The 26,102-nt window shown below is 75.1% G+C and carries 29 protein-coding genes; 15 read left to right on the forward strand and 14 right to left on the reverse strand.

Features of this window, described 5'->3' with window-relative positions; all coding sequences use genetic code 11:
• Positions 1–67: 67 nt before the first annotated feature.
• The 12 genes from ACQZ2A_RS06210 (at position 68) to ACQZ2A_RS06265 (ending at position 13,733) form a co-directional block, all read left to right on the forward strand.
• On the forward strand, positions 68–1,258 hold the full coding sequence (locus ACQZ2A_RS06210; RefSeq protein ID WP_430208429.1) for an ADP-ribosylglycohydrolase family protein: 1,191 nt from the start codon (positions 68–70) through the stop codon (positions 1,256–1,258).
• Positions 1,255–2,628 (forward strand): ADP-ribosylglycohydrolase family protein, encoded by a 1,374-nt coding sequence (locus ACQZ2A_RS06215; protein ID WP_430208431.1) that lies wholly within the window; start codon positions 1,255–1,257, stop codon positions 2,626–2,628. The genes ACQZ2A_RS06210 and ACQZ2A_RS06215 overlap by 4 nt, the downstream gene beginning before the upstream one ends.
• Positions 2,625–3,668 (forward strand): LacI family DNA-binding transcriptional regulator, encoded by a 1,044-nt coding sequence (locus ACQZ2A_RS06220; protein WP_430208433.1) that lies wholly within the window; start codon positions 2,625–2,627, stop codon positions 3,666–3,668. The genes ACQZ2A_RS06215 and ACQZ2A_RS06220 overlap by 4 nt, the downstream gene beginning before the upstream one ends.
• A complete protein-coding gene (locus ACQZ2A_RS06225) occupies positions 3,665–4,588 on the forward strand; it encodes a ribokinase (protein ID WP_430208435.1) in 924 nt (307 codons plus the stop codon). Before ACQZ2A_RS06220 ends, ACQZ2A_RS06225 begins: the two co-directional genes overlap by 4 nt.
• Positions 4,588–6,576: an SUMF1/EgtB/PvdO family nonheme iron enzyme gene (locus ACQZ2A_RS06230; protein ID WP_430208437.1), complete on the forward strand. Its 1,989-nt coding sequence runs from the start codon at positions 4,588–4,590 to the stop codon at positions 6,574–6,576. The genes ACQZ2A_RS06225 and ACQZ2A_RS06230 overlap by 1 nt, the downstream gene beginning before the upstream one ends.
• Positions 6,573–7,784, forward strand: coding sequence for a CaiB/BaiF CoA transferase family protein (locus tag ACQZ2A_RS06235; RefSeq protein WP_430208440.1), 1,212 nt, complete (start codon positions 6,573–6,575; stop codon positions 7,782–7,784). The genes ACQZ2A_RS06230 and ACQZ2A_RS06235 overlap by 4 nt, the downstream gene beginning before the upstream one ends.
• A complete protein-coding gene (locus ACQZ2A_RS06240; RefSeq protein ID WP_430208443.1) occupies positions 7,784–8,605 on the forward strand; it encodes an HpcH/HpaI aldolase/citrate lyase family protein in 822 nt (273 codons plus the stop codon). Before ACQZ2A_RS06235 ends, ACQZ2A_RS06240 begins: the two co-directional genes overlap by 1 nt.
• An 84-nt stretch (positions 8,606–8,689) precedes the next feature.
• Positions 8,690–9,751: an ABC transporter ATP-binding protein gene (locus tag ACQZ2A_RS06245; protein ID WP_430208444.1), complete on the forward strand. Its 1,062-nt coding sequence runs from the start codon at positions 8,690–8,692 to the stop codon at positions 9,749–9,751.
• On the forward strand, positions 9,735–10,631 hold the full coding sequence (locus ACQZ2A_RS06250) for an ABC transporter permease subunit (RefSeq protein WP_430208447.1): 897 nt from the start codon (positions 9,735–9,737) through the stop codon (positions 10,629–10,631). The genes ACQZ2A_RS06245 and ACQZ2A_RS06250 overlap by 17 nt, the downstream gene beginning before the upstream one ends.
• Positions 10,628–11,542 carry an ABC transporter ATP-binding protein gene (locus tag ACQZ2A_RS06255; RefSeq protein ID WP_430208448.1) on the forward strand — a complete coding sequence of 305 codons (915 nt, stop codon included), beginning with the start codon at positions 10,628–10,630 and terminating at the stop codon, positions 11,540–11,542. Before ACQZ2A_RS06250 ends, ACQZ2A_RS06255 begins: the two co-directional genes overlap by 4 nt.
• Before the next feature lie 2 nt (positions 11,543–11,544).
• Entirely contained in the window at positions 11,545–12,252 is a 708-nt protein-coding gene (locus ACQZ2A_RS06260) for an ABC transporter permease (protein WP_430208450.1), read from the forward strand.
• Between the two features lie 11 nt (positions 12,253–12,263).
• Entirely contained in the window at positions 12,264–13,733 is a 1,470-nt protein-coding gene (locus tag ACQZ2A_RS06265) for an LLM class flavin-dependent oxidoreductase (protein ID WP_430208452.1), read from the forward strand.
• 16 nt (positions 13,734–13,749) lie between these two features.
• On the opposite strand, the gene ACQZ2A_RS06270 is transcribed toward ACQZ2A_RS06265, so the two are convergent.
• Genes ACQZ2A_RS06270 through ACQZ2A_RS06285 form a run of 4 tightly spaced genes read right to left on the reverse strand, consistent with a single transcriptional unit; the run spans position 13,750 to position 18,312 of the window.
• The gene (locus tag ACQZ2A_RS06270; RefSeq protein WP_430208453.1) at positions 13,750–14,244 is read right to left on the reverse strand and encodes a DUF3253 domain-containing protein; all 495 of its coding nucleotides are present in this window, start codon (positions 14,242–14,244) and stop codon (positions 13,750–13,752) included.
• Positions 14,241–15,758 carry a carboxyl transferase domain-containing protein gene (locus ACQZ2A_RS06275; RefSeq protein ID WP_430208455.1) on the reverse strand — a complete coding sequence of 506 codons (1,518 nt, stop codon included), beginning with the start codon at positions 15,756–15,758 and terminating at the stop codon, positions 14,241–14,243. The genes ACQZ2A_RS06270 and ACQZ2A_RS06275 overlap by 4 nt, the downstream gene beginning before the upstream one ends.
• Positions 15,755–16,951, reverse strand: a complete 1,197-nt coding sequence (locus tag ACQZ2A_RS06280) for a CaiB/BaiF CoA transferase family protein (protein WP_430208457.1) — start codon at positions 16,949–16,951, stop codon at positions 15,755–15,757. The genes ACQZ2A_RS06275 and ACQZ2A_RS06280 overlap by 4 nt, the downstream gene beginning before the upstream one ends.
• On the reverse strand, positions 16,942–18,312 hold the full coding sequence (locus ACQZ2A_RS06285) for an SLC13 family permease (RefSeq protein ID WP_430208459.1): 1,371 nt from the start codon (positions 18,310–18,312) through the stop codon (positions 16,942–16,944). Before ACQZ2A_RS06285 ends, ACQZ2A_RS06280 begins: the two co-directional genes overlap by 10 nt.
• Positions 18,313–18,438: 126 nt before the next feature.
• On the opposite strand from ACQZ2A_RS06285, the gene ACQZ2A_RS06290 reads away from it, so the two are divergent.
• Both ACQZ2A_RS06290 and ACQZ2A_RS06295 read left to right on the forward strand, forming a co-directional pair.
• Positions 18,439–19,095, forward strand: coding sequence for a FadR/GntR family transcriptional regulator (locus ACQZ2A_RS06290; protein ID WP_430208460.1), 657 nt, complete (start codon positions 18,439–18,441; stop codon positions 19,093–19,095).
• A gap of 10 nt (positions 19,096–19,105) precedes the next feature.
• Positions 19,106–19,870, forward strand: a complete 765-nt coding sequence (locus ACQZ2A_RS06295) for a sulfite exporter TauE/SafE family protein (RefSeq protein ID WP_430208462.1) — start codon at positions 19,106–19,108, stop codon at positions 19,868–19,870.
• Positions 19,871–19,876: 6 nt separating this feature from the next.
• Here the strand turns inward: ACQZ2A_RS06295 and ACQZ2A_RS06300 are convergent, their stop codons facing one another.
• From ACQZ2A_RS06300 to ACQZ2A_RS06325, 6 genes are all read right to left on the reverse strand, one after another.
• Positions 19,877–20,752 (reverse strand): aminoglycoside phosphotransferase family protein, encoded by an 876-nt coding sequence (locus ACQZ2A_RS06300; RefSeq protein ID WP_430208464.1) that lies wholly within the window; start codon positions 20,750–20,752, stop codon positions 19,877–19,879.
• Positions 20,753–20,817: 65 nt separating this feature from the next.
• The gene (locus tag ACQZ2A_RS06305) at positions 20,818–21,081 is read right to left on the reverse strand and encodes a hypothetical protein (protein ID WP_430208466.1); all 264 of its coding nucleotides are present in this window, start codon (positions 21,079–21,081) and stop codon (positions 20,818–20,820) included.
• The gene (locus ACQZ2A_RS06310) at positions 21,078–21,608 is read right to left on the reverse strand and encodes a hypothetical protein (protein WP_430208468.1); all 531 of its coding nucleotides are present in this window, start codon (positions 21,606–21,608) and stop codon (positions 21,078–21,080) included. Before ACQZ2A_RS06310 ends, ACQZ2A_RS06305 begins: the two co-directional genes overlap by 4 nt.
• Positions 21,605–21,808, reverse strand: coding sequence for a hypothetical protein (locus tag ACQZ2A_RS06315; RefSeq protein ID WP_430208469.1), 204 nt, complete (start codon positions 21,806–21,808; stop codon positions 21,605–21,607). The genes ACQZ2A_RS06310 and ACQZ2A_RS06315 overlap by 4 nt, the downstream gene beginning before the upstream one ends.
• The gene (locus tag ACQZ2A_RS06320; RefSeq protein ID WP_430208470.1) at positions 21,805–22,200 is read right to left on the reverse strand and encodes a hypothetical protein; all 396 of its coding nucleotides are present in this window, start codon (positions 22,198–22,200) and stop codon (positions 21,805–21,807) included. Before ACQZ2A_RS06320 ends, ACQZ2A_RS06315 begins: the two co-directional genes overlap by 4 nt.
• A 45-nt stretch (positions 22,201–22,245) precedes the next feature.
• The gene (locus ACQZ2A_RS06325) at positions 22,246–22,734 is read right to left on the reverse strand and encodes a hypothetical protein (RefSeq protein ID WP_430208472.1); all 489 of its coding nucleotides are present in this window, start codon (positions 22,732–22,734) and stop codon (positions 22,246–22,248) included.
• A 305-nt stretch (positions 22,735–23,039) separates the two neighbouring features.
• Between ACQZ2A_RS06325 and ACQZ2A_RS06330 the strand changes: the two genes are divergently transcribed.
• Positions 23,040–23,759, forward strand: a complete 720-nt coding sequence (locus ACQZ2A_RS06330) for an ANTAR domain-containing protein (RefSeq protein ID WP_430208473.1) — start codon at positions 23,040–23,042, stop codon at positions 23,757–23,759.
• 11 nt (positions 23,760–23,770) lie between these two features.
• On the opposite strand, the gene ACQZ2A_RS06335 is transcribed toward ACQZ2A_RS06330, so the two are convergent.
• The 4 genes from ACQZ2A_RS06335 to ACQZ2A_RS06350 form a co-directional block, all read right to left on the reverse strand.
• Positions 23,771–24,067, reverse strand: coding sequence for a hypothetical protein (locus ACQZ2A_RS06335; RefSeq protein ID WP_430208475.1), 297 nt, complete (start codon positions 24,065–24,067; stop codon positions 23,771–23,773).
• Positions 24,057–24,251, reverse strand: coding sequence for a hypothetical protein (locus ACQZ2A_RS06340; protein WP_430208477.1), 195 nt, complete (start codon positions 24,249–24,251; stop codon positions 24,057–24,059). Before ACQZ2A_RS06340 ends, ACQZ2A_RS06335 begins: the two co-directional genes overlap by 11 nt.
• A gap of 95 nt (positions 24,252–24,346) precedes the next feature.
• Positions 24,347–25,570, reverse strand: coding sequence for a GAF and ANTAR domain-containing protein (locus ACQZ2A_RS06345; RefSeq protein WP_430208478.1), 1,224 nt, complete (start codon positions 25,568–25,570; stop codon positions 24,347–24,349).
• A 135-nt stretch (positions 25,571–25,705) separates the two neighbouring features.
• Positions 25,706–25,990, reverse strand: coding sequence for a hypothetical protein (locus ACQZ2A_RS06350; RefSeq protein ID WP_430208479.1), 285 nt, complete (start codon positions 25,988–25,990; stop codon positions 25,706–25,708).
• Positions 25,991–26,102: the final 112 nt, after the last annotated feature.

Here is a 26,102-nt window from a genome sequence, read left to right on the forward strand (position 1 = left end):
CCCGCGACCCGGGGCCCTCGGCCACCGTCCCGTCACCACGCACCGAGAACGCCCCGATGAGGAGCAGATGAGCACCACGACCGTGGACCAGACCACGAGCAACACCCGGAACACGCTGCAGGACAAAGCCATCGGTGCCCTCGCGGGCGCGGCGGTCGGCGATGCGATCGGGGGTGCCACCGAGGGCCGGAGCACCGAGGAGATCGTCGAGCGATACGACGGCTGGGTCGAGGGCATCGTCGACTACTTCATGCCCGACTGGCGCACCGCCAAGCCGATGTCGCCGTACCACAAGGGCGACGGCAACGTCACCGACGACACCCTCATGACGAACCTGCTGGTGTCCGTGTACGCGAAGCACCGCCGCCACCTCACGGCCTACGACGTCGCGAACGACCTCGTGCCGCTGATGATGAACCAGGTGCAGTGGATCCCCGAGCTCGAGCGCGAGACCGTGCCGCTGCTGCGGGTCTTCCTCGCCGAGAAGTGGCTCGTCACCCGGCTGCACTACGGACACGTCGACCCGCGTGAGGCCGGGGTCGGCAACGTCGTCAACTGCGGGGCCGCCATGTACATGGCCCCGGTCGGCATCGCCAACGCCGGTGACCCGCAGGGTGCGTACACGGAGGCCCTCGAGCTCGCCGGAGCCCACCAGTCGAGCTACGGGCGCGAGGCGGCCGCGGTGTTCGCGGCGGCCGTGGCGGCCGCCATGGCTCCGGGCGCGAGCGTCGACGACGTGCTCACCGCGGCGTCGTCCCTGGCGCAGGACGGCACCCGCGACGCGATCGCGGCCGTCCTCGACGCGGCAGTCCCGGGGTCGGACTGGCGCGACGCGATCCCGTTGCTGCGTAGCGCCGTCCGGCCGTTCGACACGGTGGGTGAGGTCTATCGCGAGCCGGCCCAGGACAGCCGGCGGCCCAGCCGGCTGCGCTCGATCGAGGAGCTCCCCGTCGCCCTCGGCTTCCTCAAGGTCACGGGGGGCGACGCCCGCGGCGCCATCCTCGGGGCGACGAACTACGGCCGCGACTCCGACTCCATCGCCACGATGGGCGGCGCCATCGCCGGGGCGCTCGGCGGCGAGTCCGGGCTGCCCGCCGAATGGGTCGAGGAGGTCGGCCGGGCCTCGCGCCTCGACCTGCGCGCCGGCGGCCTCGCGATGGCCGAGGTGGCCGCCGAGGTGTTCGCCGCCGACGAGGCCGCCTTCGCCCGCCGAGTGCGCGCCGTCGGTGATCTGCTCGGCACCGGGGGCGCCTCGTGACCCGACCCGCCCTGCGCGTCACCTGGGTCCAGCCCGAGGACCTCGTCCGGCACGAGCTCTGGCAGGCCGCGCAGGAAGGACGCGACGTCGAGGCGGTGCGCGCCCGCTGGGCCGTCGCGTGGGACGGACCGCTCGACCCGCCCTACGTCGGCGCCTCCCCGGACGTGGCCGGCCCCGCCCAGCGCGCCCTCGCCGAGGAGCTGCTCACCGAGCTCGACGCCCTCCCCGACCCGGGCGCCGACCGCGAGCCCAGCGACTGGCCGGCCATCCGCGACGCCATCGCCGCCACGGCCCCGACCCGCGCGGCGTCCCCGGCCGACCTCGACCGGCTGCACGCCGCGTGGCTCGGCCGCGCCGTCGGCTGCGTCCTCGGCAAGCCCGTCGAGAAGGTGCCGCGCGAGGGCATCGAGGCGATCCTGCGCTCCACCGGTCGCTGGCCGCTGGACCGGTGGTTCACGGCCGTCGGCCTCGCTCCCGACGTCGCCGAGCGCTGGCCCTGGAACCGGGCCAGCCGCACGACGAGCCTCGAGGAGAACCTCGACGGCACGCCCGAGGACGACGACATCAACTACACGCTGATGGCCCTACGCGTCCTCGAGCAGCACGGCGCGGGCTTCACCCCCGACGACGTCGCGAACGGCTGGCTGCTCGACCTCCCGGCCGGCCGGGCCTTCACCGCCGAGCGGGTCGCCTACCGCAACCTGCTCGAGGGCCTCACCCCGCCCGACACCGCCCGCGTCCGCAACCCGTTCCGGGAGTGGATCGGCGCCCAGATCCGCACCGACCTCTACGGCTGGGTCAGCGCGGGCGACCCGCTGCGGGCCGCCGAGTGGGCCTGGCGCGACGCCTCGGTCAGCCACACCCGCAACGGCCTGTACGGCGCGATGTTCACCGCCGCGATGGGCAGCGAGGCGGTGCGTGGCTCCGACATCGATACCGTGCTCGACGTGGGAGCGAGCGTCATACCGCCGCGGAGCCGGATGGCGGGTGCCGTCGCGCTCGGGCGCGACCTCGCCGCGTCGACCTCCGACCCCACCGAGGCCTATGTCGCGCTCGAGCGCGAGTACACGGGGCACCACTGGGTGCACGTTCTCAACAACGCCGCGCTCGTGGCCTACGCGCTCGCCGCGTCCGGTGGCGACTTCGACCGGGCGGTCAGCCTCACCGTCATGGGCGGCTGGGACACCGACTCCAACGGCGCGACGGTCGGCGGCATCGCCGGCGCGCTGGGCGGCACCTCGGCCATCACCGCCCGGTGGAGCGAGCCCCTGCGCGGGCGGGTCTCCTCGTCCCTCCCCGGCGCCGACGGGGCCACCTTCACCGAGCTCGCCGAGCGCACGCACGCGGTCGCGACGGGGGCCCGCCCGTGACCCGTCGCCCCACCGTCGTCGAGGTCGCCCAGCTGGCGGGCGTCTCGATCGCGTCGGTGTCCCGCGTGCTGAGCGGGAAGTCCGCCCGGCGCGACACCGAGGACCGGGTGCGGGCCGCTGCCTCCGAGCTCGGCTACGTGCCGGACGCCACCGGTCGGGCGCTGAAGATGGGCTCGACGCTCCAGGTCGCGCTGGCCGTCGACGACGTCGGCAACCCGGTGTACACCGAGATGATGCAGGGGGTCGAGCAGGGCCTCGGCGGCACGGGGGCCCGGCTCGTCGTCTCCTCCACCGGCCACGACCTCGACGACCTCGTCGCCTACGTGCGGGGCCTCGGGCGCGGCCACGCCGACGCGCTGGTCATCAGCCCGCTGCAGCGCTCCCCCGAGCTCGTCGACGCCCTCGTCCACTCGCCCGTGCCGGTCGTCGTCGTCGGTGACGTCGGCGAGGGCGTGCCGGTCGACACCGTCCGCACCGACTCGCGCGCGGGCGTGCTGCTCGCCCACCGACACCTCGTCGGGACCGGGCGCTCGCGCATCGCGTTCGTCAACGGGCCGGCCGGCACCTCGCCGGGACGGGCCCGGCGCGAGGGCTACCTCGAGGCCTGTGTCGAGTCCGGCCTGGCCCCCGAGGTGGTCGAGGCGGACGCCTTCACCGTCGCGGCGGGCGAGGACGCCTGGGCCCGGGTCGCCGCCCTCTCCGGGCGCCGCCGCCCCGACGCGGTCATCGCCGGCAACGACCTCCTCGCCTTCGGCGTGATGCGCGGCGCCCTCAGTGCCGGGCGCCGCCTGCCCCGCCAGCTCGCCGTCGTCGGCATCGACGACACGCAGTTCGCCCGGGTCTTCAGCCCCTCGCTCACGAGCGTGTCCCTCGGGGCCCGCGAGCGCGGTCGGCTCGCGGCCGAGCTGCTCCTCGACCGCCTGGCCTCGCCGGGGCGCGACGCCCGCACGGTGCGGGTCGAGCCCCGCCTCGAGGTCCGCGAGTCCAGCGCCCCGGTCGTCGAGGCGGTCCGGACGCCGGGCGCGAAGAGGTCCTCGTGAGCGCCGGAGCCGCCGGCCGGGTCGTCGTCGTCGGCAGCCTCAACGCCGACCTCACCCTGACCACGGAGCGGCTGCCGGGCGCCGGTGAAACCCTCCTCGCCGGGTCGCTACGACGGACCGCCGGGGGCAAGGGGGCCAACCAGGCCGTGGCCGCTGCGCGAGCCGGTGGCGCACCGACCGCGATGGTCGGTGCGGTCGGGGCGGACGCCGAGGGCGAGTCGCTCGTCGCCGGGCTCGTGGCCGCCGGTGTCGACGCGGCGGCGGTCGCCCGGCTGGCCGACCGCCCGACGGGGATGGCCGTCATCACCGTCGATGCCTCCGGCGAGAACACGATCGTCGTGGCGGCCGGAGCCAACGAGGGTGTGTCGCTGGACGACGCCGCGCGACGGATCGTCGGGGACGCCGACGTCGTGCTGGCCCAGCTCGAGGTCCCCCAGCCGGTGCTCGTGGCCGCCGCGTCGGCCCGCCGCCCCGGAGCGCTCCTCGTCCTCAACGCCGCCCCGTCGGCGCCGCTCCTCCCCGAGCTCGCGGCGCAGGTCGACGTCCTCGTCGTCAACGAGCACGAGGCCGCCGACCTCGGCGGCACCGCCGACCTCGACACCGCGGTGGCCGCCCTGCTCGACGTGGTGCCGGCGGTGCTCGTCACGCTCGGCGCCACAGGCTCCCGGCTGCACCGCCGCGGGTCCGGTGCACCCCTCGAGGTCACGGCACCACGCGTCACGGCGGTGGACGCGGTCGCCGCCGGCGACACCTACTGCGGCGTCCTCGCGGCCCGGCTCGCCGCGGGAGCCGACGACGTCACGGCGATGCGAGCCGCCTCGGCCGCCGCCTCCCTGGCGGTGCAGCGGGCGGGGGCCCAGGAGTCCGTCCCGACCGCCGACCGGACCGAGGCCGCCGCCGTGGCCGCGTACGGGTCCTGATGGACGCCGACCTCGACCCCCTCGTCCCGCGTCCCCTCGACCGGCCGCGAGCGGTGCCGCTGGAGCCGGGCGCCGACCTCTCGGCGCTCGATGACGGCAAGATCCTCGCGGCCCCCGACGACCCCGCCGACTGGCCGGCCTGGCGTGCATCCCTCGCCCGCTGGCGCGACGGGGTCCGCGACCACCTCGACGACTCGATCTACCGTCGCGAGGACCTCGCATGGGCCCGCTCGTGCGTCGTGGTCAGCCAGGTCTGGCTCTGGGACGAGCTGCTCTACGACTGGGACCGGCACGTGTTCACCCCCGAGCGCCTCGTCGCGGACTTCCGCGAGCGCTTCGGTGGCGTCGACGGCCTGGTCCTCTGGCACGCGTACCCGGTCATCGGCATCGACGACCGGAACCAGTGGGACTTCTACCGCGACGTCGACGGGCTGCGCGACCTCGTCGACGCGCTGCACGGCCTCGGGGTCCGGGTCTTCGTCGACTACAACCCCTGGGACACCGGGACCCGCAGGTCTCGTGACGACGCCACCGAGCTCGCCGCCCTCGTCGCGGGCCTCGACGCCGACGGCGTCTTCCTCGACACCCTCAAGGAGGGCGGTGGCCCGCTGCTCGAGGGGCTGGCCGCGGCCCGCCCCGGCGTCGCGGTCGAGGGCGAGTCCACAGTGCCGCTCGCCCGGCTCGTCGACCACCCGTTGTCGTGGGCACAGTGGTTCGCCGACTCCTCCGTCCCCGGCGTCGTCCGGTCGCACTGGGCCGAGCGCCGCCACCAGATGCACCACGTGCGGCGCTGGCACCGCGACCACCACGAGGAGCTGCAGTCGGCCTGGCTCAACGGGATCGGCGTGATGGTGTGGGAGGTCGTCTTCGGCGCCTGGGTCGGATGGTCCGAGCGGGACGCGGAGCTGCTCTGCCGGATGGCCGCCGCGCAGCGGGCCCTGTCACCGCTGCTCGTCGAGGGCCGGTGGACCCCGCTCGTCGATCTCGGGCCCGAGGCCGTCGCGGCTGGAGTCTTCGGCGCGGAGTACCAGGCGGACGGCGAGCGCCTCGTCGCCCTCGTCAACCGCTCCGCGACCGACGCCACGCTGCCGGTGCCCCGGCTCGGCGGTACGGGCAGCACCGCCCACGACGTCTGGACCGGACGCCCCGCGCCCCGCGTCGGCGACGCCGTCGAGGTGCTCGTGCCGGCGTACGGCATCGGTGGCCTGTGGGAGGCGCCGGAGGGGGCGGACACCTCGTGGCTCGACCCGAAACCACCCCGCCCGGGCAGTGCGACCTTCCCGCACCGGCGTGCGGTCCGAGTGGTGCCGGAGCCGTCGCACCGCACCCCGCCGGACGACGTCGCCGTCGTCCCGGCGGGCGAGCACGTCCTCACCGTCCGGTACCGGTGCCGCGAGACGGGCCTTTACGACGGTGCGCCCTTCGTCGACGAGTGGAAGCCGCTGCCTCCGCGCCTGCACGACCTGCGCACCGTGGAACGGGCGGTGTCGCTCGCCACCCCGGTGGCCGTGGCCCGCCTCGAGGTCGGCGAGCGCGAGTTCGCCCGGTTCGTTGCCGAGACCGGTCACCGGCCGGCCGTCCCCGGCGGTCGTCCGCCGGCCTGGCTCGGCCGGTCCGCCGAGGACGCCGGTGACGGGCCGGTCACCGAGATCGACCTCGCCGACGCCCGGGCCTACGCCCGCTGGGCCGGCGGGCGGCTGCCCACGGAGGACGAGTGGCAGCTGGCCGCCGAACGCGGCGGGGTCGAGCGGCGGGAGCCGGCGGTCTGGAACCACACCGAGAGCGAGCACAGCGACGGGAGGAGCCGGTTCACGATGCTCAAAGGAGGCGCGGCCCACCACACGGAGGGATCGAGCTGGTATGCGGACGGTGGTGTGCGAGAGCCCCACTACGTCCTCAAGTACCTCGTGCCGGGCTCGGGCCTCGGACGCTCGACGAGCATCGGATTCCGGCTCGCCTGGGACCTACCCTCGGAGGAGGCCCGATGACCGGGGCGCTGGACGACCTGCGCGTCGTCGACGCCTCCACGCTTTTCGCCGGCCCGATGACGGCGATGCACCTGGGCGACCTCGGCGCCGAGGTCGTCAAGGTCGAGCACCCACGCCGCCCTGACCCCTCCCGCGGCCACGGGCCGGAGAAGGACGGCCACAACCTGTGGTGGAAGACGTTGGGCCGCAACAAGCGCACGGTGCAGGTCGACCTCTCGACACCGGACGGCGCACAGGTGTTCCGGAGACTGTGCGCCACCGCCGACGTCGTCATCGAGAACTTCCGGCCCGACACACTCGAACGCTGGGGGCTGGGCTACGACGCGCTCAGCGAGGACAACCTCGGGCTCGTGCTCGCCCGCGTCACCGGCTTCGGGCAGGTCGGGCCGTACCGCCGACGTCCCGGCTTCGGCACGCTCGCCGAGGCGATGAGCGGGTTCGCGGCATCGACCGGTGAGCCCGACGGGCCGCCCATCCTTCCGCCCTTCGGCCTTGCTGACGGGATCGCCTCCCTCGCAACGGCCTTCGCCGTGATGTCCGCGCTGCACCGTCGTGAGGCGACCGGGCTCGGGCAGGTCGTCGACGTGGCCATCGTCGAGCCGATCATGGCGCTGCTCGGGCCGCAGATCACCCGGTGGGACCAGCTGCGCACGGTGCAGGCGCGGCACGGCAACCGGTCGGTCAACAATGCGCCGCGCAACATCTACCGCACCGCCGACGACCACTGGGTCGCCGTGTCGACCAGCTCGCAGAGCATCGCCGAGCGGCTGATGGGCCTCGTCGGGCGTCCCGAGCTCGTCGACGAGCCGTGGTTCGCCTCCGGGCGCACCCGCGCCGAGCACGCCGACGAGCTCGACGACGCCGTCGGCGGGTGGATCGGGCGACACGACCGCGACGAGGTGCTCGCCGCGTTCGAACGGGCCGAGGCCGCCGTCGCGCCGGTCTACACCGCCGAGGACATCGCCGCCGACCCCCAGTTCGAGGCCCTCGGCACGGTGCGCCGGGTGGCGGACCCCGACCTCGGCGAGATCGCGGTGCACGGTGGGCTGTTCCGCCTCGGCGACGGCGACGCCCCCACCCGCTGGACCGGCCGGGCCCCGGGCGCGGACACCGACGAGGTGCTCGCCGAGCTCGGGTACGACCCCGCCGAGGTCGCGGCCCTGCATGCCTCCGGCGTCGTCGCCGGTCCACGGACGGAGCAGGCCTGATGGCCGGCGTCCCGCTCACCTGGCTGTACGTCCCGGCCGACCGCGCCGACCGGGTCGAGAAGGCCTTGGCCTCCGCCGCCGATGTCGTCGTCCTCGACCTCGAGGACGCCGTGGCCCCGGCCGCCAAGGACGCCGCCCGCGCCACGGCCCGCGCGGTCGCCTCGGACGCGGGCCGTCCCCTCCAGGTCCGGGTCAACGGCTTCGGCACGCCGTGGCACGACGACGACCTCGCGCTGGTGGCCGGCCTGCCGAGGGAGGTCGGCCTGCGGCTGCCGAAGGCCCAGGACCCCGCGATGGTCCGGTCCCTCGCCCGGCGCCTCCGGGGGCGCCCGCTGCACCTGCTCGTCGAGTCGGCCCGTGGCGTCGAGGACGCCGGCGACCTCGCCGCCGCCGACCCGGCCGTCGCGAGCATCGGCCTCGGGGAGGCCGACCTGCGCGCGGAGCTCGCCGTCACCGACGACTCCGGCCTGCTGTGGGCGCGCAGCCGCCTCGTCGTCGCGGCCGCCGCGGCCGGTCTGCCCTCCCCCGCGATGTCCGTGTACGACGACGTTCGTGACCTCGCCGGCTTCGCGGAGAGCTGCCGGGTCGGACGGTCACTGGGCTTCCTCGGGCGCGCGACCATCCACCCCGCCCAGCTGCCCGTCGTCGTCGAGGCTTTCACCCCGGGTGCCAAGGAGGTCGCGCGCGCCCGCGAGGTGGTCGCGGCCGCCGAGGCCGCCGCGCACGCGGGCATCGGCGCCCTCGCCCTTCCCGACGGCCGGTTCGTCGACGAGGCCGTCGTGCTCCGGGCCCGGCGCACGCTCGCCCTCGCCGACAACTGACCCCTTCCCCCCGACGGCACCCGGAGCGCCATCTCCAGAGGTTCTTCACGAGCCCACGGGCCGGATCCCGTTACGGTGAGGGGCATGACGGCGGTCGTGACGGTCGACCACCTCACCAAGGACTACGGTGCGGTGCTGGCCCTCGACGCCCTCACGCTCGACATCGGCGAGGGCACCACCGGCCTCGTCGGCGCCAACGGTGCGGGCAAGTCGACCCTCCTCAAGATCCTCCTGGGACTCGTCCCGGCCACGAGCGGGCGTGCCGAGGTGCTCGGCCACGACGTCGTCACCGAGGGCGCCGCCGTGCGCGCCGCGGTCGGCTACCTGCCCGAGCACGACTGTCTCCCACCGGACGTCAGCGCCAGCGACTTCGTCGTGCACATGGCGATGATGTCCGGCCTCCCGCGGGTCGCGGCGCGCGAGCGGGCCGCCGAGGTGCTGCGGCACGTCGGCCTCGCCGAGGAGCGGTACCGGCCGATGGGTGGCTACTCGACGGGCATGAAGCAGAAGGCCAAGCTGGCGCAGGCCCTGGCCCACGACCCGCGCCTCGTCCTGCTCGACGAGCCGACCAACGGCCTCGACCCCGCTGCTCGCGACGAGATGCTGGGGCTGGTGCGCCGCATCGGCCACGACTTCGGCATCGCGGTCGTCGTCACCTCCCACCTGCTCGGCGAGCTGGAACGGGTGAGCGACAACGTGGTCGTCCTCGACGGCGGCCGGCTGCTGCGGGCCTCGCGCACCGACGACTTCCTCGACGCCACCGGCACCCTGCTCGTGGAGGTGCTCGGCGAGGACGCGCAGGCCCGGATGGCCGCCGCGCTCGCGGCAGCCGGCGTCCCGGTGGTGGCACGCGGGTCGCTGCTCACCGTCGAGGCGGCGGAGGCCACCGCCACGACCCGCGACGTGCGGGACGTGGTGCGCGACACCGCGAGCGACCTCGGCGTCGGCCTGGTGCGGATGCAGGCCGACCACCGCCACCTCGAGGACGTCTTCGCCGAGGGCGCCCACGCCGCCCCCGGCCCGGTCGACGCGGACGGCCGCGGCGACGCCGACGAGGACGGCGAGGACGGCGACGACCCCGGCACCGCACGCCACGTCGGCCGGCACCGGGGAGCCGAGGAGGTGCCCGATGTCGGACCCCACTGAGGCCACGGCGCAGGGCCGCAGCGTCATCCACGACCTCGGCTACCGGCCGTACACCGGGCCGCGGCTCGGCCCGGGCGCCATCGCCCGCTCGCTGGCGCTCACCGGTTTCCGCAACGCGTTCGGGCTCGGGCGCTCGGCGCGCTCGAAGGTCCTGCCCTTCGTCCTCCTCGGGCTCAACCTCCTGCCGGCCGTCATCGTCGGCGGCGTGATGGCCTTCGGCGGCCTCGACCGGCTGCCCATCGGGTACGCCGAGTACGCGTCGACCACGCAGGTGCTGCTGGGGGTGTTCGTCGCCTCGCAGGGGCCGGTGCTCTTCTCGCGCGACCTGCGGCACGGCACCATCGCGCTCTACATCGCGCGGCCGCTGCGCTCGAGCGCCTACGCCGTGGCGCGGTGGGTGGCCCTGCTCGCGGCGACGCTGGTCTTCCTCGTCCTGCCGATCGTCATCCTCTACGCGGTCGCCCTGCTCGTCGAGCTCGACGTCTCGGACCAGACCCGGGAGGCCGGTATCGCCCTCGGGCTCGCGGTGCTGCTGGCCCTGGCGCTCACCGGGGTGGCCGGGCTCATCTCGTCGTGGTCGACCCGGCGCGGCTTCGCGGTCGTCGCGACGATCGCCCTGCTCGTCATCGGCAACGGCGTCGTCACCGCCGTCCAGGGCATCTCCAGCGACGAGGGCCGCCCGCAGGTCGGCGAGATCGCCGGGCTGTTCTCGCCCTACTCCCTGTACCGCGGGCTGATGGCGGCCTGGACCGACGCCGACGCCCTCACGCCGCCCACGAGCACCGGGATGCAGCTCGCGTACGTCGGCGTCCTCGTGGCCATCGCCGGCGGATGCCTCGGCGCCCTCGTCCTGCGCTACCGGCGGGAGGCGACCTCGTGAGCGAGCTCGTCCTCGACCAGGCCTCGCGCTGGTACGGCAACGTCGTCGCCGTCAACGGCATCTCGATGACCGTGCGCCCCGGCATCACCGGCCTGCTCGGCCCCAACGGCGCCGGCAAGACCACTCTCATCGCCCTGATGTCCGGCTTCGTCGCACCGTCGGCCGGCAGCGTCACTCTCGACGGTGACCCGTTGTGGCGCAACACCTCCGCGTACCGCACCATCGGCCTGGTCCCCGAGCGCGAGGTCAGCTTCGGCTACCTCACCGGCCGCCAGTTCGTCCTCGCCAACGCCGAGCTGCACGGCCTCCCGGACCCGGGCGCCGCCACCGAACGGGCGCTCGAGGTCGTCGAGATGGTCGAGCCGGCCGCGCGCCGCATCGGCACCTACTCCAAGGGGATGCGCCAGCGCGTCAAGCTCGCCTCCGCGCTCGTCCACGACCCCGCCGTGCTGCTCCTCGACGAGCCTTTCAACGGCGTCGACCCGCGCCAGCGCCTCCACCTCATGGCCCTGCTGCGGCGGATGGGGGCCGAGGGCCGCACCGTGCTCTTCAGCTCGCACATCCTCGAGGAGGTCGAGCAGGTCGCCCGCCAGATCGAGGTCGTCGTCTCGGGGCGGCACGCCGCGTCCGGGGAGTTCGGGGAGATCCGGCGGCTGATGACCGACCGGCCCGTCCAGTACGTCGTGCTCGCCGACGACGACCGCACGCTCGCCTCGCGGCTGATCGCCGAGCCGTCCGTCGTCGCGGTCTCGCTGCGACCCGAGGGCGGTGTCGCCGTGTCGGTCGCTGACTTCGGGACCTTCGCCGTCCGGCTTCCCCGGGTGGCCCGCGACCACGGCATCCGGGTCCTCGAGCTCGCGCCCACCGACGACTCCCTCGAGAGCGTCTTCTCCTACCTGGTGGGTGGCTGACCGTGAACCGCACGATCCTGCGCCTCTCGCTCCAGGCGGTCCTCGGCCGGCGCCGCGGCCTGGTGCTGCTCCTCGTGCCGCTGGCGCTCGTCGCGCTGGCCGTCGTCGTCCGGCTGCTGACGGGGGACGACACCGGCCTCGACGCCACCGTGGGGCTCGGCCTCACCCTGGCCCTGCCGCTCGTCGCGCTGCTCGCCTCGACCGCCGTGCTCGGCCCGGAGATCGACGACGGGTCGGTCGTGTACCTGCTCGCCAAGCCGGTGAGCCGGCACGTCATCGCGGTCAGCAAGTACGCGGCCGCCTGGCTGACCACGATGGTCCTGGGCGCCGTGCCGCTCGCCCTCGTGGCCCTGCTGCTCGACCCCTCCGAGCCCGGGCGGGCGGTGGCCCTGCTCGTCGGTGGGGCGGTGGCGGGCACCGCGTACGCCGCCCTGTTCCTCGCCCTCGCCGCCCTGACGCGCCACGCGGTGGTCGTCGGCCTGCTCTACACCCTCTTCTGGGAGGGCCTGCTCGGGTCGGTGCTGTCGGGCATCCGGTACCTCTCGGTCGGGGCGTGGGGGCGCGAGGTGGCGCACGCGCTGAGCGACCTCGTCGACCCGGCCGACACCGGCACCGTGTACTCGCTGGTCGCCGCGGCCGTCATCACCGTCGGCGCGGTGTGGTTCACCGGCGACCGGCTGCGCTCGTTCACCCTGCGCGGCGACGAGTAGCGAGCGGGCCCGTGCCGATCCCCGACCCGGCGCTCGTGGTCCTCGTCGGCGCGTCCGGGTCCGGCAAGTCGACCTGGGCCGCCGCGCGCTACCGGCCCGAGGAGGTCGTCTCCTCCGATGCGCTCCGCGCGGTCGTGGGCAGCGGCCCGGCCGACCTCGACGCGTCGGACGACGCCTTCGCGGTCCTCGAGGCGGTCGTCGCGGCCCGCATCGGGCGCCACCTGACGACCGTCGTCGACACCCTGGGGTTCGACCCGGGCCGGCGCCGGTCGTGGCTCGCCGCGGCGCGGGCGAGCGGGGTGCCCGCCGTCGCGGTCCTGGTCACGGCTCCGGATGCGGTGTGCCGCAGCCGTAACGCCCTCAGGGACCGCCCGGTGCCCGCGAAGGTCCTCACCCAGCAGCTGCGACAGTCGGCGCGGGTGCAGGCCGAGCTGGCCGACGACGGGTGGGACGAGGTCCTCGTGGTCGACACGGGTGACACCGAACCCTCGGCCGGCCCGGTGGCGCCGCCGCCCGGGCCGGCCCGCGCCACGCCGGGCGAGCGCACCGCATCGACCGGTGTCGAGGTCGTGCTCCAGCTCTCCCGCTTCCCCTGGGGCGAGGACCCGTTCGGGTGGCTGCGCGCGATGGCGCTGGCCGCCGACGAGGTCGGCTTCTCCGGCATCGCCCTGATGGACCACCTCGTGCAGGTTCCCCAGGTGGGTCGCGCGTGGGACCCGATCCCCGAGCCGTGGGTGGCGCTCGGGGCCCTGGCCGGGCTGGGGACCGGGCTGCGGCTGGGCACGCTCGTCACGCCGGTCACCTTCCGGCCGCCCGGGGTGACCGCCAAGGCCGCGGCCACGCTGTCGGCCCTGACGGGCGGCCGGACCTTCCTCGGGGTCGGGGCCGGGTGGTGGGAGCGCGAGCACGCCGCCTTCGGGGTGCCCTTCCCACCCGCAGCCGAGCGCCTCGACGACCTCGACGCCGCGATCCGCACCATGCGGGCGCTGTGGGCGGCCGGGACCAAGCCGTACGACGACGGCCACGTGGCCCTTCCCGAGACCACCTGCTACCCGCGGCCGACGTCACCGGTCACCGTCGTGGTCGGGGGCGGTGGGGAGCACCGGACCCTGCGGATCGCGGCCGAGCTCGGCGACGCGTGCAACCTCACGACGACCGACCCGGAGGTGCTCTCGCACAAGGTCTCCGTCCTCCGCCGGCACTGCGCCGACCTCGGGCGGGACGAGGCCGAGGTCGCCGTCACCGTGCTCGACGTGCCCGTCGTCGGGCGGGACCGCGACGACGTCTGGGCCCGGGTCGAGCGGATGCGGGGTCGGACGTCCGCCGCCACGTACGCCGCCCGGTCGCACGCCGGCACGGTCGGGCAGCACCGCGAGCGCCACGCCGCCCTGGCGGCCCTCGGGGTCTCCACCGTCTTCCTCACGACCCCGGACCTCGCCGGTCCCGAGGACGTCCTCGCCCTGGCCGACCTCGTGCGCTGAGGCCGGGGGCCTCCCCTCATGCGCGGAAGCGGTCCCCCCGACCGATCCGCACGGGGCCCTTGGCGCCCCGCTCCACCGGCTCGCCCTTCTGCAGCACGGTCAGCTCGCCCGCGTCCGCGAGGTCGAAGGCGTTCTCGCGCACCGACGCCGACAACGCGCGCCAGCCCTCTCCCCCGACGATGCGCGCCGCCTCGCTCGGGCAGGTCGTGCCCTCCGGCCGGTGCCGGAGCAGCGCCCGGAAGGCAGCCGCCACCCGCTCGGCCCGACCGGCCTCCGACGGCTCCTCCCACCACGGCTCGCCGCGCTCGCCCAGGGCGACCTTGGCGTCCTGCACCCGGTGCCGCACGGCGTCGCCCTCGGTACGGACGAGGCGGCGGGCATCCATCAGCTCGGCGACGAGCTCGGCACGCAGCTTCTCGGGGATGCCCGGGTCGCTCGCGCGCCAACGGCGCCCGTTCACCACGATGTGGCGGCCGTCGGGAGTGCGCTGCGGTCCGTCGTCCTCGCTCACCCCGCCGACGCTACGTGCTGCACGCTCCCCAGACGGGCGAAGCGCGCACGCCGGGCGGCCAGCCGGTCGGCGTCGGGGGTCGCGAGCAGGTCCGCGAGCTCGTGGGTGAGGACGGCACCCATCCGCAGGCAGAAGGCCTCGGGCTCGGTGGCCGCGTCGGGGCGCTCGGGCACGACCAGGTCGACGAGGCCCGCCCGCAGCAGGTCCGTGGAGCGAACGCCCTGTGCCGCAGCCATCTCCGGTGCGTGCTCGGTGTCGCGGTGCACGATCGCCGACGCGCCCTCGGGCGGGAGCGGCGAGAGCCAGCCGTGCTGCGCCGCGACGGTGCGGTCGGCCGGCACCAGGGCCAGCGCACCCCCGCCGGTGCCCGGGCCGAGCAGCACCGACAGGGTCGGCGCCTCCAGCTCGACGAGCTCGGCGAGGCAGCGGGCGATCTCGCCGGCCATCCCACCCTCCTCGGCCTCCCGCGAGAGCGCCGCACCGGGGGTGTCGATGACGGTGACCAGCGGCAGCCGCAGCTCGCGCGCCAGTCGCATCCCGCGGCGGGCCTCGCGCAGGGCGGCGGGCCCCATCGGGCGCTCCTCGGTCTGGCCGCGCCGGTCCTGGCCGAGGACGACGCACGGCACGTCGCCGAAGCGGGCGAGGGCGAGGAGCAGGCCGGGGTCCAGCTCGCCGGCGCCGGTCCCGCTGAGCGGCACCACGTCCCGGGCGGCGTAGCGCAGGAGGCGGCGGATGCCGGGCCGCTCCTTGCGCCGCGAGGTGGTCACCGACTCCCAGGCCGGGACGTCCTCGACCTCGCCGCGCACGTCGTCGGGCAGCGACGGCACGTTCGGCGTCCGGGAGGCCGTGAGGACGGCGAGGGCGCGGTCGAGGACGTCGGCGACCCGCTCGGGTTCGAGCACGGCGTCGACGATCCCGTGCGCGAAGAGGTTCTCCGCGACCTGGACCCCCTCGGGGAAGGGTCTGCCGTACAACGCCTCGTAGACGCGGGGGCCGAGGAAGCCGATGAGGGCCCCCGGCTCCGCGACCGTGACGTGGCCGAGCGAGCCCCAGGACGCGAGGACGCCGCCGGTCGTGGGGTTGCGCAGGTAGACGAGGTACGGGAGCCCGGCCGCCTTGTGGGCGGTGACGGCGCCGGTGATGCGGAGCATCTGGAGGAACGCGACGGTGCCCTCCTGCATGCGCGTGCCCCCGCTGACCGGCGCGGCGAGCAGCGGCAGCCCCTCGCGGGTGGCCCGCTCGACGGCACGGGTGAGCCGGTCGGCGGTGGCGACCCCGATGCTGCCGGCGAGGAAGGTGAACTCGCCGGCCACGACGGCCACCCGGCGGCCGCGCAGCAGCCCCTCGCCCGTGACGATCGCCTCGTCGACCCCGGACCGCTCGGCGGCGGCAGCGAGCTCGGCGGCGTACGCCGGCCCGGCCCCGACGTCGACGGGCGCCTCGTCCCACGAGGTCCACGAGCCGGTGTCGAGGACGAGCCCGAGCAGCGCGTGGGCCGACAGCCGGCGGGTCATGCGCGGTCCAGCCAGGCGAGGACGCTCTCACGGTCGCCGTCGAGGATCGGCGGCGCGGAGTGCGCGGTGCGGGTGGTCTCGGCGCCCGAGCCGTCGAAGAAGCGCAGCGGCGGACCGGGCAGCGTGACCGGCCCGAGGACGGCGTGGTCGACGTCGACGAGCAGGCCCTGCGAGCGCACCTGGTCCCAGGCGTAGACCTCGTCGAGGGTGCGGACCCGGCCCGCCGGGATGCCGGCCGTGGCCAGCCGCCCGAGCAGGTCGGCCGACGCGTACGGCGCGAAGGCCGCCTCCACGACGTCGATGACGGCGTGCCGGTTCGCGGCGCGCTGGGGGTTGGTGGCCATCCCGTCGGCGTGCGGGTCGAGGTCGAAGGCCGCGCAGAACCTCTGCCACAGGCCTTCGCTCCCCACCGCGATCTGCACCGCGCCGTCCTTGCAGCGGAACAGGCCGTACGGCGCGATCGACGGGTGGTGGTTGCCCTGGGCGAGACCGGTCTCCCCCGCGACGGTCTGCCGCGTGCCCTGGAAGGCGTGGATGCCGACGACGCCGGCGAGCAGCGAGGTCCGCACGACCTGGCCGCGGCCGGTGCGCTCACGCTCGAGCAGGGCGGCCAGCACGCCGTAGCCTCCCCACATCCCGGCGAGGAGGTCGGCGATCGGCACACCGACGCGCTGCGGGTCCTCCGGGCCGGAGCCGGTGACCGACATCAGGCCGGCCTCGCCCTGCGCGATCTGGTCGTAGCCGGCGCGTCCGCCCTCGGGGCCGTCGTGCCCGAACCCGGTGATGGACAGGACGACCAGCCGCGGGTTGAGCTCGAGGAGCCGCTCGGTGGTGAAGCCGAGCCGGTCGAGGACGCCGGTGCGGAAGTTCTCGACGAGGACGTCGGCCCGCTCGACGAGCGCGGTGAGCACGTCGCGCCCCTCGTCGGACTTCAGGTCGAGGGCGATCGACTCCTTGTTGCGGTTGCAGGAGAGGAAGTACGTCGAGACGCCGTCGGCGGGACCGGTGGCCGGCCAGTCGGCGGCGACGAACGGCGGCCCCCATCCGCGGGTGTCGTCCCCGTGCCCGGGCGACTCGACCTTGACCACCCGGGCGCCGAGGTCGCCGAGCATCATCCCGGCGTGCGGGCCGGCCAGGGCGCGGCTGAGGTCGACGACGACGGTGCCGCTCAGCGGGCCGGCGCTCACAGCCATCCGGGCACCACCAGCAGGCCCCAGGTGACGAGCGGTGCGACGACGACCAGGCTCATGCCCCAGCGCATCAGCTGGCGGAAGACGCCGTCACGGTCCTTGTCCTCGGCGTTGGCGACGCACAGGGCACCGTTGGTCGAGAACGGGCTGATGTCGACCACCGAGGACGAGATGGCCAGCGCGATGACCAGCCCGACCGCACCGACCTGGCCGGTGAGCAGGAACGGCACGGCGAGCGGGATGAGCGCGCCGAGGATACCGGTGGTCGACGCGAACGCCGAGACCACGGCGCCGATGACGCAGATGAGCAGCGCGGCGACGAGCGGTGCGCCGACCGCGGCGACCTGCTGGCCGAGCCACTCGACGGTGCCCTGGTCCTGCAGGAGCGATACGTAGGTGACGATGCCGCCGACGAGCAGCACCGTCCCCCAAGCGATCTTGTCGACGGCGCCCTTGGCGGACTGCGGGAAGACCAGCGTCAGGACGACCGCCACGCCGAGGGCGGTGAAGCCGACGTCGAACTTCAGGAGCAGGGCCGAGATCGCGAGGAAGGCGAGCCCGACGAGGGTGAGGATGCGCTCGGGGTTGAGGCGCGAGTCGTCGTCCTCGGGGTCCGGGGCGGTCGTCGTCGGCGCCCCACCCGTGCGTGCGTGCTCGACGGCCGACTCCGGCGTGCCGGTCACGGTGGTGCGGGTGGCCGTGCGGCTGGCGGCGGTCGCGGCCTCGCCGATGTGCTCCTCGGCCTCGGCGTCGCGGCCCCGGCTCATCAGCTCGCGGCCGCCGAAGAGGACGAAGGCCACGACGGTGATGACGAAGCAGGCGAGGACGGACATCGCGAACAGCAGCGCCGGGTTGCCGGGGAGGTCGTTGTCGGAGACGACGCCGTTCGTGATGGCACCGAAGATGCCGATCGGCGAGAACGAGCCACCGGTGGCGCCGAGCGTGATGGCCATCCCCATGAGCACCGGGCTGATGCGGTAGCGGGCCGCGAAGCCCATCCCGACCGGCGCGACGATCGCCACGGTGGCCGGGGTGGCGGCGCCGATGCCGGCGATGACCGCGCAGATGCCGAACATCGCCCACGGCACGAGGGCCACCCGGCCGCGCACGGCGCGGACGCTGGCGTGGACCATCCAGTCGACCGTGCCGTTGTTCTTGGCGAGCGCGAAGAGGTAGGTGACGCCGACCAGGATGACGAAGAGCGAGGCCGGGAAGCCGCCGACGACCTCGTCCGGGCCGACCCCGAAGACGGTGACGCCGACGACGGCGGCCGACACCAGCGCGAGGGCGCCCATGTTGATCGATCGCACGGTGGCGACGAGGAAGACGAGGGCCAGGACCCCCAGGGCGATGACGTCGTGCATGCGAGCTCCTTTGCTCGGGCCGACCCGGCGGGTCGCTCGTGGTTCAGTGGCCTAGCCTCTTGGCCAACGAGCCATCTGTCAATAGATTGACCTCATGACGTGCGCGCGGAGCCCGAGGACGGTGCGATGACGAGCACCGACCCGCAGGCTGCCCTCACCGACGTCGGTGCAGGTCAGGGGACTGCCGGGAGCGGCCCGAAGCCGCTCGCCCGACCGCGCCTCTACGAGCAGCTGGCCGATCACATCGGCGACTTCATCGAGGCCCAGGGCCTCTCCCCCGGCGACCGGCTGCCCCCCGAGCGGCGGCTGGCCAAGGACCTCGGGGTCAGCCGCGCCACCCTCAGCCGGGCGCTCGTGGCGCTCGAGGTCCGCGGCCGGCTCGAGGTGCGGCACGGGGACGGCGCGGTGGTGCGCGACCCGCAGGCGCGAGTGGTCCTGCCCCCGCTCGACGACGCCCCGCTCCACGAGCTGCGCCGGGCCCGGGCCGCGACGATGGCCGCGCTGGCCGCCGAGGCCGCCGGCCACCCGGACGCCGCGCTGCGCTCGGCCCTGCTCGCCGACGACGGCGGCGTCCGCGGGCTCGACGACGTCTGGTCGTGTGTCCTGCGGCTCGTCGACGACGGCTCGCTCCTGGCGCGGCTCGACCTCGCGCTCTCCGAGCGGATGCGCCAGCTCGGCGACGCCGGCGCCGACCCCGCAGCGGTGCGGGCCCTCGCCGAGGCGGTCCGCCGGGGCCGGGTCGAGTCGCTCCCGGGCGCGGTCGCCGCGGTGCTCGGCGGCTGAGGGCGGGCGGGTGGAGGCCGCGCAGGTCGTCGCCGTCCTCGCCGCCGGCCTCGTGGCCGGGGTGCTGACCTCCACCGTGGGGGTCGCCTCGCTCGTCAGCTTCCCGGTGCTCGTCGCGGTGGGTCTCCCGCCCGTCGTCGCCAACACGTCGAACACCCTCGGGATGGCACCCGCCGGCGTCAGCGGGTCCTTCGGGTACAGGCGCGAGCTGCGTGAGGCGCCCGCCCTGACCCGGGTCGTCCTCGTCACGTCCGCGCTGGGTGCGGTGGGCGGTGCGGCGCTGCTGCTCGGCCTGCCGGGGTCGGTCTTCGAGGTGGTCGTGCCGTGGCTCGTCCTCGGCACCTCGCTGCTCGTCGGCGTCCAGCCCCGGCTCCGGGCGTGGGTCGCGCGGCGTGCCGGTGGACCCGCTGCGGACCCGTCGTCGGTGTCGCGGGGCACGCGGGTGGCGGCCGTGCTGACCGGGGTCTACGGCGGCTACTTCGGCGCCGGCTCGGGGGTGATGCTGCTCGCCGTGCTCGGGCTCGGCACAGCGGTGGAGTTCCGGATCCTGAACGCGCTCAAGACCTTCGGCGTCATGGTGGCCAACCTGGTGGCCGCGGTGGTGTTCGTCCTCGTCGCGCCGGTCGACTGGTCGGCCGTGCTGCTGCTCGCCGCCGGGTCGGTCGTCGGCGGGTACGTGGGCTCGCACATCGGCCGGGCGCTGCCCGAGGCCGTGCTGCGGGCCCTCGTCGTGCTCGCCGGCACGACCGCGGCCGTCCTCCTCTGGCTGCGCTGAGCCGGGTCAGACGACGGGGTCGGCGAGCAGGGCGGTCAGGGAACGACGCTGCTCGGGGGCCAGCGCCCCCGGCTCGCCGGTGAGGGTCGCGAGCGCCTTCCACAGCGCCCAGCCCCTCGCCCGGCGCCACGTCGCCACGTCGAGACCGACGGCGTCGGGCAGGGCGCGACGGGCATCGGCGTCGCACCAGGTCCAGGCGATGACGAGGTCGCAGGCCGGGTCCCCGATCCCGCTCTGCCCGAGGTCGATCAGGGCTGTCAGGTCGCCCTCGTCGTCGACGAGGACGTTGCCGGGCGCGAGGTCACCGTGGACCCAGACCCCGGGGCGCGTCCACGCAGAGGTCATCGCGTCGTGCCAGATCTCGCGGCCGAGCCCCGGGTCGATGGGGCATCCGGGCTCCTCGAGGTACTCCTGCACCTCGTCCGCGTAGGCGCTCGGGTGGCAGCCGCGGTGGAAGGAGGCGGCACCCGCCCACGGCCCGCCGTCGGTCGGCGCGGCGTGCATCGCCCCGAGGGTCTCGCCGAGCCTGCGCGCCACGCGGATCCGGTCGGGCACCGTGGCATCACCGAGCGTCGTGCCGGGGATCCAGCGGCGGACCGACCACGGCCGGTCGAAGGCCGGCGAGGGCTCACCCCGGGCGAGGACCCGCGGCAGCCGCACGGGGAGCCGCCCGTCGAGCAGGGCGAGCGATGCCTCCTCGCGCCGCACCCCCGGCACGTAGCCGGGCGCACTCGGCAGCCGCACCGTCATCTCGTCGCCGAGGCGGAAGGTGCGGTTGTCCCAGCCCTGGCGCGGCACCGGCTCGACGGCGAGGTCGCCCCACTGCGGGAACTGCTCGCGCACGAGCCGGGTCACGAGCTGCGTGGTGATGTCGTCGGCCACGGCCTCGACGCTGCCACAGGGGGATCTGGCCCGCACCCGCTTTCCGGGCCGGGCCGTGGCACCGGTCAGCGCCGCATCCTCCGGTGCGCGTCGCGGTACACCTGCCAGACCCACCCCAGCCCGACGACCACGTAGGCGGCGAGCGCGACGAGGCCGAGCACGGCGATCCCGACGACCGCCTCGCGGCGGAGCGACTCGCGCAGGGGGATGAGGAGGACGAAGACCCCGAAGATCGGGTACGGCGCCAGGACCAGGAACCGCCACATCCGGCGGTGCCGCTCGCGCCAAGCAATGTCGAGGACCTCCGAGCCGTCGCGCTCGTCGGTCATCGGACCGGCCCCGCGGACGCGGCCCGTCGCCGGGCCCGGTGGTCCTCAGGGGGCCCGGCGAGCAGCGCCCCCACGCCGGCGAAGAAGGACGCGGCGGCCAGTGCTGCGGCCTGCGAGCGGGCCACGAGCGACCGGTAGCCGTCCTCGTCGAGGCATTCGCGCGTGCCGTGGTCGACCTGGACGAACGGACAGGCGCGGTCCGCACTCCGTTCTGGGACACCGCCGGCGAGTCCCGTCAGACCCACCACCAGCACGACCCACGCCCCGAGCGCCAGGCCGCCGATGACCACCACCCGCGCCGTGGACGGGTGGCCCAGGAGCGCACGCAACCCCTTGCCCGACCGGTCCCCGCGTTGCGGCCCGGCCGTCCGCCGCACCACGGCCACTAACCCGTGGACGAAGGACACGGCGGAGGCCGCCGCCACGAGCGCCAGCACGGCCGTCGGGGGGCGGCGCGAGGCGGCCAGCACGGAGAGTGCCGCCGCGAGCGCAGCCACCGCGACGACCGCCCCGAACGACCTCCTCACCGCGCGCCCTCGTCCACAGCGCCCGTAGCGGAGCCGGGTGGGGAGTGGCCCTCGGCACCGACCACGCGGAGGGTGAGGACGAGCTGCTGACCTGCCTCCACGTCCAACGACTCGATCTTCACGACGTCGCGCCCGTCGGGTCCGGCGAGCGAGCGGGAGTCGGTGCGGTCGGGGAGGAGGCGGCCGGCATCCTGCGTCACGGTGCACGCACCTCCTGGGTGACCGAGTGCGGGAAGAACCAGCGCGGCCGGCGGAGCAGGGTGATGGTCACGCTGGCACCGAAGCAGACGACGAGGAGGACGAGCGACCAGAACGCCGCGCGCACCCAGAAACGGTAGGCCTCGGCCGTCGAGCCCGCGCCGTAGCGCTGCTCGGCAAGCAGGAACCCGAGCAGCCCCAAGCCCTCAGAGACCAGCCCGACGCTCAGGGGCAGCATGCCGCCCACGGAGCCCTCGGCAGTGGCCGGCGACACCACGCCGGAGAACGCCGCGGCGTTCCGGCGCCAGACCCGCTCGCTGCGGTGCGACGCCACCCACAAGGTCACGCTCGCCAGCCCGAGCAGCGCCAGCGCGGCCGCCCCGAGAACCTCCATGGGCAGATGGTGCCACCTCGGGAACCACGGGCGCCGAGCGTCGGGTCAGCGCAGGCTCAGGGCCCGGACCCGCTCGCGCAGCACCTCGACCTCGCGCCCGACGCGCTCTGCGGCCAGCGCGTGCGGGTCCGCCCGCCAGTCCTCGAGCTGCGGCCCCCACGCGACCGGAGGCAACCCGAGGGTCAGGAACTCCACCCGGGAGCCGGACCGCGTCGTCATCACCACGTGGCCTCCGAGGTCGTCGACGATCTCCGTCACATCGTCCCAGGCAACCTCCCTGCGCGAGAACCTGACCCGCTGCGTGAGTCCGGCGGGCGTGGCGAGGATGGCGCCGCTCCCCCCGAGCCGCCGTGCGAGCGGGTAGACCAGCACGAGCGCGAACAGCAGAGCCACCCACCCCCCGGGGCTTCCCTCGCCCAGCGCGGTCACACCGGCCCACAGGAAGAGCCCGAAGCACGCCACCATGACGACGATTCCCGGGATGTCGCGGATGAACGACCGCACCTCGATGCCGCCCCGTCGCACTCGAACCATTGAGCGTGTGGATCGGTGGAACAGCGTCCAGAGGGCTTGTGGCACAGGCGTCAGTGTGCCCGAGGAGGGCCATTGGCAACGCGATGAACGGTTGTGGGCGAGCGTCAGGAGAGGAACCACTCCCCGAGCAGCTCCCGCATCGCGGCCACGTGTGCCCCACGGTCGCCCGCGGTCATGCCCTGCGGTACGGCGCCACCGCGCCCGCTGGTCCGCACGCGCTCGACCGGCGTGCCCGTGGGGCGTACGGTGGCGGGACGGTCGCACGCGTCGAGACACGGCGGGTGGCACCGGGTCCGGAGCCGCTGATGTCCGACACGACCGCGTCCGAGCGTGCCCTCGCCGAGCACGTGGCCGGCGTGGCGGCAGCGATCCTCACGGCCGAGCACGAACCCGTCTCCCCGGACCTGGTGGTCCGCCTGGCCGGCATCGCCGTCCCCGACGCCGGGCACGCCGGGCTGACCCTGCTGCGCGGCGAGCGGCACCCGGTGACGGTCGCGGCGTCCGGCCCCGTGCCCCTGGCGGTCGACGAGCTCCAGTACGCGAGCCGTGAGGGGCCCTGCCTCGACGCGGCCGCCGGTCCGACGGTCACCCTGTCCGCCGATGTCGGGGCCGACGACCGCTGGCCGGACTTCGGCCCGGCCTGCGTGCGCGACACCGGGGTGCACTCGGTGCTCGCGCTCCGGCTCCCCCTCGGTGGCACCGACCACGCCGCGCTCAACCTCTACGCGGAGGCCACGGACGCGTTCTCACCCGCCGATGTCGTCACGGGGTCGGTCCTGGCGCCGCTCGCCGCCCTGGTCCTCGAGGCACACCTACGCCGGCAGGACGTCGGCAACCTGCGCGCGGCACTGGAGTCCAGTCGCACCATCGGGATGGCCGTCGGCATCCTCATGGCCAACCACCGCGTCGGGCGCGACGAGGCGTTCAGCCTCCTGCGCGAGGCGAGCATGGCGCTGAACACCAAGGTGCGCGACGTCGCCGCGGAGGTCACCGACACGGGCACCCTGCCCGAGGTCCCCGACTGACGAGCCCGGCGTCAGTCCGGACGGTCGAGCCGGTCGGCGCGCTCCTCGGCCGCGTCGACCGACACGACGTAGGGCGTGCCGGAGGCGACGGCCGAGGAGACCGCCTCGCGCCATCGTGGCGGCATGTCCGTGAAGCCCCCGGCCGCGAGCGCGCGGTCGACCTCGGCCAGCACCTCGCCCTCGGGGCGTCCGTGCAGGCGAGCGGTCAGGTCGTCCAGCAGCCGTTGGAGCGCGACCTCGCGCACCCTCCGGTCGGCCTGGTCCTGCCCGTCCGGGTCCTCGTACGGTGATCCCTGGTCACTGGCCACGTCGTGCCTCCTCGGTACCGGGTCGCGGGCGCCGGTCGGGCGCCTCGTCGAGCAGTGCGGTGCCCTCGAGCGGGTTCCGCCAGCCGGGCGGGGGTGGCGGGTCCCGCAGCAGCGGTCCCTGCTGCGAGAAGACGGGCGCACTGCCCGGCTCCTCGTGGTCGGTGTCGGGCTCGGCGACGTCCACCACCGTGTGTCCTCCTCGGGGGCCGGTCCGTCCCGACCCACGAGGTCGACTACCCCGGAGGTGGCATGACCAACCGGGGCGACCTCGGCGACCTCTCAATGCGGCAGCCGGCCCGTGTGCACGACGTCCTCGGCCACGTCTCGCAGCTTGCGGTTCGCGGTCGAGCTCGCGTCGCGCAACAGCCGGAACGCGTCCTCGTCGGACAGCCGGCGGCTCGCCATCAGCACGCCGACGGCCATGCCGATGGTGCGGTTGGTGCGCAGCGCCACCTCGAGGTTCTCGGCCCGGGACCGCTCGTGCTCGGCGGCGCGCACGTCGGTGAGCAGCGCGGTCAGCTGCCGCGCGAGCAGGGTCACGAACGTCTCGTAGGGACGGTCGTCGGGGCGGTAGGGGTTCAGCCCCACCGAGAGCACCCCCTCGAGCGGGCCGTCGGGCGAGCACAGCGGCACGTGCACGACGTCGGTCGGCACGAGCGCGCCGAGCGGCGACGGCTCGGCCACCAGCTCACCGTCGATGGTGTGCACGGACCGGGGACCGCGGGCGCGCGCGGCGTCGGCCACGGGATGTGCAGCGCCGGACGGAACGCGCTCGGGCAGTGCGCGGCTGCCGTCGACGATGCCGTGCGCCGCGGCGCGGACGAGGTCACCGCCGGGGTCCGGCAGGTACAGGGCCGCGAAGGGCACGGCCCGCCGGTCCCTCGCGAGCACGGGCTCGACCCGGTGGACGAGGTCCTCCGCCGACCGGATGGCGGCGGTCGACACGACCGCGAGCTCGTGGACGGCCGCGAGCCGGTAGCGCTCCACCTCGGTCGCGGTGACCTCGGTGGTCGCGACGAACACCCCGAGGACCTCGCCGTCCATCGAGCGCACCGGGCTGAACGAGTAGCGCCAGTACGTCTCCTCGACGTAGCCGTAGCGCTCGAGGAAGAGCAGCAGCGCCTGCTCGTGGTCGGACTCCCCGAGCCCGACGACGCGCCCGACGCGCGGCCCGAGCTCGGCCCAGGCCTCGGGCCAGCACTCGGCCGCCGGCTGTCCCATCGACCGCGGGTGCTTCACGCCGCAGATGGGTCGGTAGGCGTCGTTGTAGACCTGCACGAGCTGCGGGCCCCACCACAGGAGCATGGGGATGCTCGCCGGCATGACCGTGCGGATGGCCGCGCTGAGCTCGGAGCTCCACGCCGACGGGTCGCCGAGGGGCGTGCGGGCCCAGTCCGTGGCCCGGGCCAGGGCCGAGGTCTCGTCCGTTCCCGGGAACAGCGAGTCGAGCAGCGTGAGCCGGGTCGGCTCGGCGGTGGTGCGGGGGCGCCCAGAGGTCGTCACGGGTGTCCTCAGGTGGTTCCGGGGGCGGCTGAGCCGTGGTTGGACCCGCACACCCTCCGGGCCACACAGTAGGCGACGACGGTGCCGTGGAGCACATCGGACGACGAGGTCTCGACAGCGCGGTGGGGCGGCGGTTCAGACCACGAGGCGCAACGGCGGCCGGCCGGTCAGCTCCTCCCACGGGCGGGCGGCGGCGGCCGCCGCCCGCAGGTCGCCCAGACGCACCTTGACCGACGCGGGCAACGCCGCCGGGCGCGGCAGCCGCGTTGCCCTGCACCGGCACTGACGCTCCGACTCGTACCAGTGCACGGCCGGCTCGACTCCGGGGGTGAACGACAGCTCGGCACGCAACGTGGCCACCACCCGCCCACAGGAACGGCACGAGGCGATGCCGACGTCGCTCAGCCGGGCGGGGCTCATCCTGCGCCTCCTCGTCCTGCACCGGCCGGGGCGCCGGGGCGGACTGGAGGTACCCCGGGCTCGTGGACGGGAAACGCCCGTCGGGCGGGCACTCGTCGCACCGGGTGCAGGA

Origin of the sequence: Phycicoccus avicenniae (genome assembly GCF_050496545.1) — a bacterium.
GTDB lineage: Bacteria > Actinomycetota > Actinomycetes > Actinomycetales > Dermatophilaceae > Phycicoccus > Phycicoccus avicenniae_A.

Bases quoted from the DNA above. Each gene is read 5' to 3' on its own strand.
- ACQZ2A_RS06330 (WP_430208473.1), top strand. From the start codon at position 23,040: ATGTCCGACACGACCGCGTCCGAGCGTGCCCTCGCCGAGCACGTGGCC.
- ACQZ2A_RS06325 (WP_430208472.1), bottom strand. From the start codon at position 22,734: ATGGTTCGAGTGCGACGGGGCGGCATCGAGGTGCGGTCGTTCATCCGC.
- ACQZ2A_RS06280 (WP_430208457.1), bottom strand. From the start codon at position 16,951: ATGGCTGTGAGCGCCGGCCCGCTGAGCGGCACCGTCGTCGTCGACCTC.
- ACQZ2A_RS06285 (WP_430208459.1), bottom strand. From the start codon at position 18,312: ATGCACGACGTCATCGCCCTGGGGGTCCTGGCCCTCGTCTTCCTCGTC.
- ACQZ2A_RS06240 (WP_430208443.1), top strand. From the start codon at position 7,784: ATGGCCGGCGTCCCGCTCACCTGGCTGTACGTCCCGGCCGACCGCGCC.
- ACQZ2A_RS06250 (WP_430208447.1), top strand. From the start codon at position 9,735: ATGTCGGACCCCACTGAGGCCACGGCGCAGGGCCGCAGCGTCATCCAC.
- ACQZ2A_RS06210 (WP_430208429.1), top strand. From the start codon at position 68: ATGAGCACCACGACCGTGGACCAGACCACGAGCAACACCCGGAACACG.
- ACQZ2A_RS06290 (WP_430208460.1), top strand. From the start codon at position 18,439: ATGACGAGCACCGACCCGCAGGCTGCCCTCACCGACGTCGGTGCAGGT.
- ACQZ2A_RS06320 (WP_430208470.1), bottom strand. From the start codon at position 22,200: ATGGAGGTTCTCGGGGCGGCCGCGCTGGCGCTGCTCGGGCTGGCGAGC.
- ACQZ2A_RS06235 (WP_430208440.1), top strand. From the start codon at position 6,573: ATGACCGGGGCGCTGGACGACCTGCGCGTCGTCGACGCCTCCACGCTT.
- ACQZ2A_RS06245 (WP_430208444.1), top strand. From the start codon at position 8,690: ATGACGGCGGTCGTGACGGTCGACCACCTCACCAAGGACTACGGTGCG.
- ACQZ2A_RS06275 (WP_430208455.1), bottom strand. From the start codon at position 15,758: ATGACCCGCCGGCTGTCGGCCCACGCGCTGCTCGGGCTCGTCCTCGAC.
- ACQZ2A_RS06350 (WP_430208479.1), bottom strand. From the start codon at position 25,990: ATGAGCCCCGCCCGGCTGAGCGACGTCGGCATCGCCTCGTGCCGTTCC.
- ACQZ2A_RS06305 (WP_430208466.1), bottom strand. From the start codon at position 21,081: ATGACCGACGAGCGCGACGGCTCGGAGGTCCTCGACATTGCTTGGCGC.
- ACQZ2A_RS06230 (WP_430208437.1), top strand. From the start codon at position 4,588: ATGGACGCCGACCTCGACCCCCTCGTCCCGCGTCCCCTCGACCGGCCG.